Source organism: Streptomyces avidinii (assembly GCF_045161815.1).
Lineage (GTDB): Bacteria > Actinomycetota > Actinomycetes > Streptomycetales > Streptomycetaceae > Streptomyces > Streptomyces avidinii.
In genome coordinates this window covers 942,124-954,364 of sequence record NZ_CP108863.1, presented here as the reverse complement: position 1 = coordinate 954,364, position 12,241 = coordinate 942,124, and the positions used below count along the sequence as shown (strand labels likewise).

The window sequence follows — 12,241 nt, the reverse complement described above, 5'->3', positions numbered from 1 at the left end:
TTTCAAGCCGGTCGGGAGAGCGTCACCGACTCGGCGACCGTCAGCCGACGGGGGCGACCGCCGGGGCCGGCTCGTACTTGTAGTTCGGACCGAAGTTCTTCTTCACGGCCGCCTCCCAGGAGCCGTCCGCGACCATCTTCTTCAGCGCGTCGTTGATCTTGCGCTGGAGGTCCTTGGAGCCCTTCTTGACACCGATGCCGTAGTTCTCGTTGCTCAGGTTCTGGCCGAGCAGCTTGAACTTGCCCTCGTTGCCCTTGCGTGCCGCGTAGCCGGCCAGGATCGCGTTGTCCGTGGTCATGGCGTCGACCCGGCTGTCCTGAAGCGCGACGACGCAGTCGGAGTAGCCGCCGAGCTCCAGCAGGCCGGCCTTGGGGGCGAGGTTCTTGCGGAGGTTCTCGGCCGACGTGGAGCCGGTGACCGAGCACAGGCTCTTCGAGTTGAGGTCCTCGGGCTTGTTGATCGAGGCGTCGCCGGCGCGGGTCAGCAGGTCCTGGTGCGCGACGAAGTACGGGCCGGCGAAATCGACCTTCTCCTTGCGCTTCTCGTTTATCGAGTAGCTCGCGACGACGAACTTGACCTCGTTGTACTGGATCAGCAGCTCGCGGTCGTTGCTGTAGACCTGCTTGAATTCGATCTTGTTGGCCTTGTAGCCGAGCTCCTTGGCCACGTAAGTGGCGACGTCCACGTCGAAGCCGGTGAAAGTGCCGTCGGTCTCCCGCATTCCGATGCCGGGCTGGTCGAACTTGATGCCGATGGAGAGGGTCCCGTCCCCCTGGTCCCCTTCGTCGCCGACGCACCCGGAGGCGGTCAGGGCGATTGCGATCACTGCGGCGACCGCACCGGCCTGGGGAACCTTCATGCTGCACTCTTTCCTGAGGAACGCGGGGCGCGTCACCGGGATCGCCGGGGGGCGTGTGGAACCGCGCGAAAACGGGTAACGCGGGGACGCGTGTACGAGGAAGCTAGGAAGTGGACGGGCGCAGCGTCACTACATTTGAGGAAAACTTGAGGATAACAATCCGGTTCTGTGGCGCATTCTGCGGCTGACCTGGGGCGGAGCGGGAAAAAAGGGCAGCCTCCCCTTTTGTTCGCACCGCGCGCCTGCCCGAATTCGACACTCATGTATTTCCAACCGGTTTGGGTGATTTCCCCCACGATGGCCAATTAGGTCGAATCGGCTGGTTTCGCCGAATCGGCCAGTTCCGTCGAACTGGCCGGGAACGGACGGTCGTCCGGAGCGGGCCGGGGGCTCGTGGGATCATGGACGGGCAATGCCCGTGAACGAAGGGGGAGTTCGGTGACCGGTGTACGCAAGGGCCTGGCCAAGGTGGAGTTCGCGCTGCGATGGGATCCCAGCCCGGCCGGCACGCCTGCGAACGACCTCGACATAGTGGCGGCGGTCTACGGCGCCGCGGACCTCCACGGGGCCCCCGTCCAGTTCGTTCACTTCGGCAGCCGGTCGCCCGACGGGACCATCGCGCTGAACCGGGACAGCCACACCGGCCAGGGCTTCGGCTTCGACGAGGTGATGACCATCGAGCTGCACCGGATGGCGCCGCAGGCGGATCGGGTGCTGGTCGGCGTGGTCATCCAGAAGGCCGACGGGGGCCCGGCGGGCCGTACGAAGACCTTCGCCGACATCGCCGGTACCGGATTCCGGATCCGCGAGGGTCACACCGACCTCGCCCAGGGGGACTTCGCGGCCGTGGCCGCCGCGACCGCTGCCACCGTCGCCGAGTTCACCCGTGACGCGTCCGGCGCCTGGTCCTTCGACCTCCGGCTGCGGGGCTCCGATGCGGACCCGGAGGAATTCGCCCGGACCATGGGCGCACTCGGCTGAGGCCGACCGCCCGGGCCGACGCGGAGCCGCACGGATCGGCTCACGGGGCAGTGGCCAGGGGTCGCACGGGTTCGGGGGCCGCACAGATCGGGCGGCGACCACTCCTGGGGTGAGTGGTCGCCGCCCGATCCGGGTGGCGCGCTGCCGCCGTCCCCACGAGGCAGCGCGGGCAGGTCGCCGTCAGGTCATCAGGACGGCGGCCCGCCGGTTCAGGGGGCCTGACCGGCCGGCGGCCGGGCGGGGTGGGAGGGCGCGAGGCCCAGTGCCGGGAGCATGACGGCGTCGACGAACCGGACCAGGTAGTCGGCATCCGCGTACCGTCCTTCCAGCACCGGACGGATCCGGAGCACGCCCATCAGCTGGGCGGGCAGGAACTCCACCGCCGGGTGGTCCGCGGCGATCTCGCCGCGTGCCACGGCCCGTCCGACCATCTCGGCGAACGCGGCCAGCTCCGGCTCGACCAGCGCCTCGCGCAGGGCGGCCTGGAGTTCCTCGTCGCTGAGTACGGCGTGCCCGAGGGCCTGCGTCAGCCGGGTGTCCCTGCCGGAGGTGCCGGCCGCGATCCTGGCCGCCTCGCGCAGATCGCCCGCCAGTGAGCCGGTGTCCACGGCGACGAGGGTGCCCCGCCGGCCCGCACGAAGGGCGGCGGCGACGAGCTGGGGCTTGGTCTTCCACTGCCGGTAGAGCGTGGACTTGCCGCAGCTGGCCCGGGCGGCGACGCCCTCCATGGTCAGGGCCTCGTAGCCGTGCTCGCGCAGCTGCTCCAGTACGGCGTCGTAGAACTCCTGCTCACGCTCCGGGGTGATCTTGGAGCGGCGCGCGGGGGTCGGTGTCGACGTCATGGATGCGGCTCTCCTCGGGGGCGCCTCGACGGCAGGTTCCACTACGGAAGTGTACGGGAACGCAACCGTATCGGTACACCAGCGTATCGATACGCCAATGTATCGATACACTGGCGTGTCGCTGTGCGCGTAAACAGGAAGAGAGACCGGGGGATGACCTCCCACACCACACCTGCCGAGCCGGCAGCCGGACCGAGAGCCGCGCGCCGCCGCCTCATACGCGAGCTGCTGCTCGTCGCGGGTTTCTTCGCCGTCTACAAAGCGGGCCGGCTGCTCTCGACCGACCGCACCGAGGAGGCCTTCCGCAACGCGGGGCGAATATGGGACGCCGAGCGCGCCCTGCACCTGCCCGGCGAAGGCCTCCTGCAGCGGTTGCTGCTGCACGGGGACGCCCTCGTCACCACCGCGAACACCTACTACGCGGGAGTCCACTTCCCCGCGACCGCGCTCTTCCTGATCTGGCTCTACGTCCGGCGCCCCGCCCACTACCTGTGGACGCGCCGGGTCCTCGCCGGACTCACCGCAGCCGCCCTCGTCCTGCACCTGGCCTTCCCGCTCGCGCCCCCGCGCCTGCTCGACGCCGCGCAGCTCATCGACACGGCGCAGGTCTACGGGCCCAGCGTCTACCGGGCCGCACCGGCCGAGGACACCCTGGCCAACCAGTTCGCCGCGATGCCCTCACTGCACTTCGGCTGGGCGCTGATGCTCGCGCTGGGCATGATCGCCGCCACCTCCTCGCGGTGGCGCTTCCTGTGGCTGCTGCACCCGCTGCTGACCCTCGTCGTGATAGTCGGCACCGCCAACCACTACTGGCTCGACGCCGTCGTGGCCGCCGTCCTCCTCGGGGCGGCCCTGCTGCTCGTCCCGCGGCCGCGCGCGGACGACGACCCGGACGACGAAACCGGACCCGACCCCGAGGCGGCTCGGGAGAACGACCCCGACGGACCCGTACGGGGTCTGCCGAGCCCGCGCAGCGCGGACGCGGCCGTAGGAGCAGGACAATGAACGACACCACCCTCGCCGTCGGGCTCTGCCTCGCCTCGGCCGTGGCCTACGCGGCCGCCGCCGTCGCCCAGGAACGGCTCGCCCGGGCCGCCGTCGCACGCACCGCCGGGGCCCTGCTGGGCTCCGGCGCCTGGTGGTGGTCGGCCGGCCTGAACGCCGCCGCCGCACTGCTCCACGCGGCGGCCCTGCGCTACGGCCCCCTCACCCTGGTGCAACCGCTCGGCGCGCTCACCCTCGTGGCCGCCGTCCCGCTGGGCGCGCGCAGGTCCGGCCGCCGGGTGGCGGCCACCGAATGGCGGGGCACCCTGGCCACCGTCGCCGGGCTCGGCCTGCTGCTGCTCCCGGCCTCCGGGCCGGCCCCCGACGACACCCTCACGCTGGTCGAGGCGCTGGCCGTCTCCGGCGCGACCATCGCCGTGATCATGATGCTGACCGCGGTCAAGGACCCTCGCTCGGGACTGCGCCACGCCACCGCCTCCGGCCTGGCCTCCGCGGCCGCCTCCGCCCTCACCCAGACGGTGGCCGTGGCGGCCGGGCGCGGCGGAGCCCTGCTCAGCGTGCGCGTCGTCTCCGTGGCCGTGCTCGTGATGGTGTTCGCGGTCGGCGGGATGCTGCTGTCGCAGCGGGCCTACCGCGGCGGCGGACTCGGCGCCCCGCTCGCCGTGGTGAACCTGGCCAACCCGCTGGCCGCCGCCGCCATCGGCATGGTCCTGCTCGGCGAACGGCTCCAGGGCGGACCGGCGGGGCTGCTGCTGGCGGCCACCGGAGCGCTGCTCGCGGCGCGCGGAGTGGTCCTGCTCACCCGGACGCCCTCCGCCACGGCGGAGGGTCCGGGCGTCGGCGCCGCCGCGGGTTGCGTCGCGGGTGCCGAGCTCCCCGTACCGGTCGGCCGCGTGACGGTCTGAGCTGCGGAGAACCGATTCGCTCCCGGTCGCGTCCTCCGGGGAGAAGGCCCGAACGGCTGAACGACTGAACGACTGAACGACCGGGAGACCGGCCGAGCGAAGCGGAGTGACTGGACATGGGGATCGTCAGCTGGATCATCCTGGGACTGCTGGCCGGCGGCATCGCCAAGGTCCTGCTGCCCGGCCGGGACCCCGGTGGCCTGATCGGCACCACCCTCATCGGTGTCGCCGGAGCCTTCATCGGCGGCTGGCTCTCGGCGAAGGTCCTGGACAAGCCGATCCAGACCGAGTTCTTCGACCTCGCCACCTGGGGCTCCGCCATCGCGGGATCGCTGGTCCTGCTGATCGGCTACCGCATCCTGTTCGGCAACTCCCGGGACTGACCCGGTTCCCGGCGGGCCGCCCCGGCCCGCGCCCGGTTCCTCGTACGTCTCCCGCCCGGCCGTAGTCTCCGGATCGTGCCCGACGGCGCGACCGGGCCGACCACCGGGCGGGTTCCAGTCGATGTCCACCGACCGCCGTTTCCCGCTGCCGGCCGTCCTGGTCGCTACCTGCGCGCGGGCACGGGCGTGTGGCTCCGTGCGACTCGCGGATTACCCTGGCCGCACCACCGCGATGTACGAGTCCAGTTCGAGTGCGAGCAGCGAGGAAACCGGTACCCGATGAGTGTCACCCCCGTCCCCACAGCCGACCTGTACGACGAGCACGGCGAGTCCCTCGCCATCTGCACCACCGGGTTCCGCCAGTTCGGCGGCCGCCGGCTCTTCGCGGGCCCCGTACGCACCGTCCGCTGCCACGAGGACAACGCGCTGCTGCGCACCCTCGTCCACACGCCGGGCGAGGGTGCGGTCCTCGTCGTGGACGGCGGCGGCTCGCCCCGCACCGCCCTCGTCGGCGACCTCATCGCGGGCGCGGCCGAGGCCAACGGCTGGGCCGGACTGGTCATCAACGGTTCGGTCCGCGACAGCGTCGCCCTCGGCGGGCTCGACCTCGGCATCAAGGCGCTGGGGACGGTCCCCCGCAAGAGCGGCAAGACCGGCGAGGGCGCGGTCGACGAGCCCGTCACCATCGGCGGCATCACGTTCCGCGCGGGCGACACCGTCCACGCGGACGACGACGGCGTGGTCGTCCTGCCCCGCTGACGCGCCGCGCGGACGGCCCGACCGGGCGGATCAGAACCGGCCAGGGCCGAAGTCCCGGCCCTGGCACGGCCGTCGCGGGCCGGGTTTCACTGCGGGTCCATGAGACGACGACACCGGATCACCGGTCTCCTCGGCGCCATCGCGCTGACCGCCGCCACCCTGGCCGCCGCCGCGGCGCCCGCGCACGCCGGGACCCCGGCCGCCGACCCGCCGCCCGCGGAGTTCGGGACCGACTGGCACGACCCCCTCACCGCAGCCCCGCCCGTCACCCGGCCCGCCACCCGGTCCTGCCAAGTGACCCTCGCGGAGGCCCGGTTCCGTGACTTCACCCCCTACCGGGGCAGCTACGCATCGCCCACCGGCTGCGGCGCCGACGGCTGGGCCAAGGTGGTCCTCCGCCTCGAAGGCAAGGTCAAGGGCCGCCAGTACGACCGCCTCGGCCACCTCTCCCTCGGCGGGGTGGAGATCCTGCGCACCTCCACCCCGCAGCCCTCGCCCGACGGCATCACCTGGTCCGTCGAGAAGGACGTCACCCGCTACCGCGACACCCTCGCCCGCCCCCAGCCGGTCGAGATGCTCATCGGCAACGTCGTCGACGACACCTACACCGGCGTCATCGACGTCCGGGTGACCCTGACCTTCTACGCCGCCGACGGCCGCACCCGGGCCCCCGACACCCCCGACCGCGTCCTGCCCCTCACCTCCCCGGCGGTCACCACCCCGCGCAACACGGAGCGCCTCCTCGCCGAGGTCTACGCCACCGGCTCGGGCGGCGGCTGCGAGGAGTACTGGTACATGACCACGCCCGACGCGGCCCCGTACTCCTGCAAGGCCACCGACGGCCCGCACCGCGAGGTCCGGGTCTCGGTCGACGGACAACTCGCCGGCATCGCCGCGCCCTTCCCCACCGTCTGGACCGGCGGCTGGTCCAACCCCTTCCACTCGTCCTGCACGGCTCCTCCGGCGTCGACGACGCCGACCTCGCCAAGGCCGTCGCCGCAGGAATGACGAAGGTCAATATTTCCACCCACCTCAACAAGCTCTTCACCCGCACCGTGCGGGACCGTCTGCGAACGGCCCCCAACGTCGCCGACCCGCGCACGTACCTGGGCCCCGCACGGGACACGGTCGCGGCCGAGGTGGCCCGTCTGTTGGGAGTCCTAGCCGCCCGCTGACCACGAGACCGACCCCGAACCGCAGGAGGCGGTTCGGCGCCTTCACCACCTTCAGGCTGGCAGAGCGGGGCCAGGGCCGCAGCTGAGGCGGCGTGGGTGAGGGTGCGGCCGGTGGCACGCGGTGCGCCGTTCGAGCCGCTTGAGCTCGAGGTCCCTGCCGCACACCGTCGCGGTGCCCGCCACGTCCAGCCCGCAGCCGAGACCGGACCGGAGGCGGCGCAAGGCGGGCCCGATTCGGGAGCCGCCACCGACCTCGCCACGATGGAGCAGAGCCGCCGGACGTTCGAGGCCGCTGCCCGCATGGCAGCCAAGCTCCAGGCCCCGGCGTGGACCACTCTTCCGGAGGGCTCCCCGGCCTGGCCTCCGCCGGGCAGCTGTCCACAGTCGGGGCGGACCTCTTGCAGCTGGACGGCCAGGAGCTCCTCGCGCGCCGGTACGTCGAGCGGCGCGCACAGCTGGAAGGACTGTTCGCCGAGCGCGCCCTGACGGCCCCATGGACGTTGTGCCCCATGACGACGGGCCTGGCCAAGGCGCGGGAATGGTTGGAGTCCTGGACGGGCGTGTCCGGGGTGAAGGGTTTGGTGATCAAGCCCCTGACCAGCCGATATCTGGGCAGGTGTCGGGGGTGGACCAAGATCAGAAGACGGGGCACCACTGAGGCGATCACTGGCACCCTGACCCGCCCGCTGCTCCTCGGTCTCGGCCGCCACGACGCAGCGGGCTGACTGCGTGGGGCCGGTGTGGCGGCGCCGTACTCGCGCACCCACGTTTTGCAGACCTGCCACCCGCAAGCGGCCGGGCATTGCGCCAGGCCAGGCGGTGGTCGGACCTCTCGTCAGCGTCTCCAGCGGCGCCCCTCGGGTCCGGTGACACCGCTCCTCGGGTCATCGATCGACAGGGGGACACAGCCATGCCGGGCCCGGAAGGTCGGCGGCCCTCTTGCAGGACCGCATAGAACGTAACGGGGGGCGAGGGCGTGGCGGCAGGACAGGTTGTCCGGTGCCCGGAGCGGGACGCTGCAGTGTCGCGGGGTCAAAATCTTGAAGACATCTTCTAAATTGGCTGTAGAGTGGAGACGTCGGCGTGGTCGCGATGGTGACCACTCGGGCCAGTGGCTCGACGTCGCGTCGGCGATCCTCCCTGTGGTGCGGGCTTTGTTGAGGAGTGGCCATGAATAAGGGGCATGTGTGGACGAATTTCGCGGGTGATCAAAGCTGTCGCCCAGCGGTGTTCGAGAGGCCTGGGGCTCCGGCGGAGGTAGCGGAGGCTATTGGCCGTGCGGCAGCGGCCGGCCGTACGGTCCGGGTGGCGGGAGCCGGGCATTCCTTCACCGACGGCGTGTTGACCGATGGAACCCTCCTGTCGCTGGAGCGCATGAATCGCGTGCTCGACATCGACCCGGCGACCGGTCTGGTACGTGTCGAGGCCGGAATATCGCTGGGAGCGCTCAGTGCGGTGATGTACGACCACGGTCTCGCGTTCGCGAACCTCGGCGACATCGATGTGCAGTCGATCGCCGGCGCGACAGGGACGGGCACCCACGGCACCGGCATTACGCTGCCGAACCTGTCCGCAGGCTTGAAATCGATTCAACTCGCCCTCGCCGACGGCAGCATCCTGGAAGTCGGTGAGGGCATGGATCCCGACGCCTGGCGGGCCGCGCGGGTGAGCATGGGTGCCCTCGGTGTCGTCACTGCAGTGACGCTGCAGGCCGTGCCGGCTTTCACTCTCAGTGCCGAGGACACGACTGCGCCGTTGGAGACGGTTTTGCGCAGCCTCGACGAGCGCGTCGACAGCAACGACCACTTCGGCTTCTTCGCCTTCCCGCACAGCGAGCTGGCCATGACGAAGACCTGGAACCGGACCTCGGCCGCACCCCGTCCGCGATCAAGAGCCGGGGCATGGTGTCATGACGTGCTCCTGACGAATCATGCCTACTTGGGTGTGTGTTTGCTCGGTCGAGCACGTAGAGGGTGGATTCCGGCGCTGAACCGGCTGGCCTCGGCCTATTCAGGAACGACCAGGTACGTCGACCGTTCCTACCGGGTATTCGCCACGCCACGCCGCGTACCCCTCACCGAGATGGAGTATGCAATCCCGCGTGAGTACGCCGCCGAGGCGGTGCGGACCGTCATGAAGATCGCCGAGAGGCGCGAGTTCGATGTGCCCGCTCCGCTGGAGGTCCGCTTCGTCGCCTCCGACGATGCCTACCTCAGTCCGGCGGGCGGCCGTGGGACCTGCTACATCGCCGTGCACCAGTTCGCGGGCATCCCATGGGAGCAGTATTTTCGGACCGTGGAGCAGGCCATGATCGACTTCGGTGGACGGCCGCACTGGGGCAAGCGGCATTTCCTCAACGCCGAAATGCTGCGCCGCCAGTATCCACACTGGGACCGCTTCCAGGCAGTGCGAGCCCGCCTCGACCCTCACGGGGTGTTCACCAACGATCACATCAGGCGCGTCCTGGGCCGCCCGGTCGGTGCAGGTGAACCGGCATGAGCCCCTCGGTCCCGCTTCTGCACCAGCATTTCCCGGCGCTGCGCGAGGCACTGCCTCACCTACGCCTGGGATCGGCTCCCACACCTGTGCGTCGCCTGCCGGGACTGTCCACTGGAGCCGCGCCCCTGTGGATGAAGTGCGAGGGCGCCTTCGGCGATGGTGGATGGGGCGGCAACAAAGTACGCAAACTTGAATGGCTGCTGGCTGACGCCCTCCGTCAAGGCCGGCGCACAATCCTGACCGTGGGCGGCCTGGGAACCAATTGGGGATTGGCGACCGCCTTGTACGCACGCGACCAGGGCCTGCACACGGCACTCGCCCTGATCGACCAGCCCGTCGACGACCACGTACGCGCGCAGCTCGCACGCCTGGAGCAGAGTGGTGCGACCCTGCACTTCACGCACACGAAGGCGAGAACCCTCGCGCTGGCGCCCTTCCTGGCCGCCCGCCATACGACTGGCGGCCGACTGCCTTACTTCATCCCACCGGGTGGTTCGTCACCCATCGGCGTACTCGGTTATGTCGAGGCAGCACTGGAAATCGCCGACCAGGTACGTTGCGAAGCTCTCCCCGAACCGTCGCACATCGTCACCGCCGTCGGATCCGGAGGCACGGCAGCGGGACTGCTGCTCGGCCTCCAACTGTGCGGCCTGCACAACACCAAGGTGGTCGCCGTCGTCGTCAACGACACGCTGCGACTGGACCCACCCAGCCTCGTCCGGCTGGCGTGCCGCACCAAGAAGGTACTCGTGTCGCTCGGAGCGGACCTTCCGCCGACCGACATCCGCAGGAACGGCCTGATCGTCGTACGGGACTGGCTCGGGCCGGCTTACGGCCACGCGACAGAGGACGGAGAACACGCACAGCAACTGGCCGCGGATACAGAAGACCTCATTCTCGAACCCGTCTACACCGCCAAGTCGATGGCCGCCCTGCTCGCCCTGAACGCCATAGGACGCTTGGGGGCCGGCCCCGTCCTCTATCTGGACACGAACGGACCACGATGAAAGCACACAGCACACCTGCCAGTGACGTCCAACTCGACGGCGCCCGGGGCGACGTGTCCACCCACGGCAATCCGGTTGCCGATCCCGGCCGGACGGCTCTCGACGTTGTTACACCCGAGCTGGTCGCCCGCCTCGTACGCGGCGTGGTGACCGGGACGCGCCACGCGGTCTCAGGCGCCTCGGGCACTGCGGGCCTCACCGCCAGCTACTGCCCGTTCACCGGGGGAAAGCTTGCTGACCTGCCCGTATCGACCCCTGCGGACGTGGACACCGCCTTCGCGCGGGCCCGCGACGCCCAGCAAGCCTGGGCCGCCACCCCGGTCCGCCATCGGGCCGCGGTCCTCCTCCGCTTCCACGACCTGCTGCTGCGTCGGCAGTCGGAGGCCCTGGACATCATTCAGCTGGAGACCGGCAAGACACGGCTGCACGCCCACGAGGAGATCCAGGGCGTCTGCGTCGCCGCCCGCCACTATGGGCGCAACGCGTCCGCCTATCTGCGCCCCAAGGCACACCTGGGAGTCATCCCGTACCTCACCAAGGTCACCGAGCTGCGCCAGCCGCGCGGGGTCGTGGGCCAGATCGTGCCCTGGAACTACCCGCTGGGGCTCTCGGTCGGGGACGCATTGCCCGCCTTCGTCGCCGGAAACGCCGTGGTGATGAAACCGGACAGCCAGACCGCGCTCACCGCCCTGTGGGCGCGCGAGTTGCTGATCGAGGCCGGCCTCCCGGCCGAGGTGTGGCAGGTCGTCGTCGGCGAGGGCCACGTCATCGGCCCCGCCGTCGTCGAACGCGCCGACTACGTCTCCTTCACCGGCTCCACCCGCACCGGCCGCGAGGTCGCTCGCAGCGCCGCTGCCCGGCTGGTGGGCTGCTCTTTGGAACTCGGCGGCAAGAACGCCATGCTGGTGCTCCACGACGCGGACCTGGACAAAGCGGCGGCCGGCGCGGTCCGCGCCTGCTTCAGTTCCGCAGGCCAGCTGTGCGTCTCCATAGAGCGGCTGTACGTACACGCATCACTGGCGGACGACTTCCTGAGCCGCTTCGCCGCCCGGACCAGGGCCATGCGGCTGGGTACCCCGCTGGGGTACGGCGCAGACATGGGATCCCTGGTCTCCAGACGCCAGCTGGAAACCGTCACCCGCCACGTCCAAGACGCCGTCGACAAAGGGGCCACGGTGATCACCGGTGCCCGCCACAGGCCCGAGATCGGCCCGCTGTTCTACGAGCCCACCATCCTGGAAGGCGTCAGCACACGGATGGCGATCCACGAGGAAGAGACCTTCGGCCCAGTAGTCTCCGTCTACCGGTTCGCCGACGAGGACGAGGCGGTCGCGCTCGCCAACGCCTCCATGTACGGACTCAACGCCAGCGTCTGGTCCACCGACGGGCGCCGCGCCCGGGCGGTCGCCGCCCGCCTCCGGGCCGGAACGGTCAATGTCAACGAGGGCTACGCCGCCGCCTACGGCAGCGTCCGCTCCCCGATGGGCGGCATGGGCGACTCGGGCCTGGGCCGCCGCCATGGCTCCGAAGGCATAATGAAGTACACAGAAGCGCAGACCATTGCTCACCAGCGCCTGCTCCCGCTCGGCCCCGCCTTCGGCATGAACGATGAGAAGTACGCGTCGTTCCTCAGCCGAAGCCTGCACGCGATGAAGGCGCTCCACTTCCGCTGACGCTCAGCCACGGCTCCGGTGTGAGGCTCCCTGACGACGCGCCTGGGCCATCACTTTCGGATCTTGTCGCGCCTGCGCCGTGCAACACCGCACCGCGCGGCGCTGTTGGAACACCCCGGTACGTCCAGTACGGGGAGACACCTCCGCCTTGAG

11 protein-coding genes and 2 pseudogenes are annotated in these 12,241 nt (G+C 70.4%); 11 read left to right on the top strand and 2 right to left on the bottom strand.

All coding sequences use genetic code 11. From position 1 onward, the window contains the following. Positions 1-40: 40 nt before the first annotated feature. A complete protein-coding gene (locus OG373_RS04365) occupies positions 41-859 on the bottom strand; it encodes a glutamate ABC transporter substrate-binding protein (protein ID WP_397727605.1) in 819 nt (272 codons plus the stop codon). A gap of 438 nt (positions 860-1,297) precedes the next feature. Here OG373_RS04365 and OG373_RS04360 point away from each other — a divergent pair, with 438 nt between their 5' ends. Further along, positions 1,298-1,840, top strand: coding sequence for a TerD family protein (locus OG373_RS04360; RefSeq protein WP_405435954.1), 543 nt, complete (start codon positions 1,298-1,300; stop codon positions 1,838-1,840). Between the two features lie 209 nt (positions 1,841-2,049). On the opposite strand, the gene OG373_RS04355 is transcribed toward OG373_RS04360, so the two are convergent. Further along, positions 2,050-2,682: a TetR/AcrR family transcriptional regulator gene (locus OG373_RS04355; protein WP_405435953.1), complete on the bottom strand. Its 633-nt coding sequence runs from the start codon at positions 2,680-2,682 to the stop codon at positions 2,050-2,052. A gap of 153 nt (positions 2,683-2,835) precedes the next feature. On the opposite strand from OG373_RS04355, the gene OG373_RS04350 reads away from it, so the two are divergent. The 10 genes and pseudogenes from OG373_RS04350 to OG373_RS04305 all read left to right on the top strand — a co-directional run bounded on the left by OG373_RS04350 (position 2,836) and on the right by OG373_RS04305 (position 12,088). Continuing rightward, a complete protein-coding gene (locus OG373_RS04350; protein ID WP_405435951.1) occupies positions 2,836-3,687 on the top strand; it encodes a phosphatase PAP2 family protein in 852 nt (283 codons plus the stop codon). Then, positions 3,684-4,592, top strand: coding sequence for a DMT family transporter (locus OG373_RS04345; RefSeq protein ID WP_405435949.1), 909 nt, complete (start codon positions 3,684-3,686; stop codon positions 4,590-4,592). The genes OG373_RS04350 and OG373_RS04345 overlap by 4 nt, the downstream gene beginning before the upstream one ends. Positions 4,593-4,708: 116 nt before the next feature. Continuing rightward, positions 4,709-4,975 carry a GlsB/YeaQ/YmgE family stress response membrane protein gene (locus OG373_RS04340; protein WP_030390536.1) on the top strand — a complete coding sequence of 89 codons (267 nt, stop codon included), beginning with the start codon at positions 4,709-4,711 and terminating at the stop codon, positions 4,973-4,975. A 279-nt stretch (positions 4,976-5,254) separates the two neighbouring features. After that, on the top strand, positions 5,255-5,734 hold the full coding sequence (rraA, locus tag OG373_RS04335; protein WP_397727597.1) for a ribonuclease E activity regulator RraA: 480 nt from the start codon (positions 5,255-5,257) through the stop codon (positions 5,732-5,734). Positions 5,735-5,833: 99 nt separating this feature from the next. Further along, positions 5,834-6,673 (top strand): annotated as a pseudogene (locus OG373_RS04330) (peptide-N4-asparagine amidase); the annotation flags it as partial. After that, a pseudogene (locus OG373_RS04325) lies at positions 6,670-6,909 on the top strand (class II fructose-bisphosphate aldolase); the annotation flags it as partial. The pseudogenes OG373_RS04330 and OG373_RS04325, both read left to right, overlap by 4 nt. A gap of 326 nt (positions 6,910-7,235) precedes the next feature. Continuing rightward, entirely contained in the window at positions 7,236-7,634 is a 399-nt protein-coding gene (locus tag OG373_RS04320; protein ID WP_405435946.1) for a hypothetical protein, read from the top strand. A 445-nt stretch (positions 7,635-8,079) separates the two neighbouring features. Next, positions 8,080-9,408, top strand: a complete 1,329-nt coding sequence (locus OG373_RS04315; protein WP_405435944.1) for a D-arabinono-1,4-lactone oxidase — start codon at positions 8,080-8,082, stop codon at positions 9,406-9,408. Then, positions 9,405-10,415, top strand: coding sequence for a pyridoxal-phosphate dependent enzyme (locus OG373_RS04310; protein ID WP_328787102.1), 1,011 nt, complete (start codon positions 9,405-9,407; stop codon positions 10,413-10,415). Before OG373_RS04315 ends, OG373_RS04310 begins: the two co-directional genes overlap by 4 nt. Continuing rightward, positions 10,412-12,088, top strand: coding sequence for a succinic semialdehyde dehydrogenase (locus OG373_RS04305; RefSeq protein WP_405435943.1), 1,677 nt, complete (start codon positions 10,412-10,414; stop codon positions 12,086-12,088). Before OG373_RS04310 ends, OG373_RS04305 begins: the two co-directional genes overlap by 4 nt. Positions 12,089-12,241: the final 153 nt, after the last annotated feature.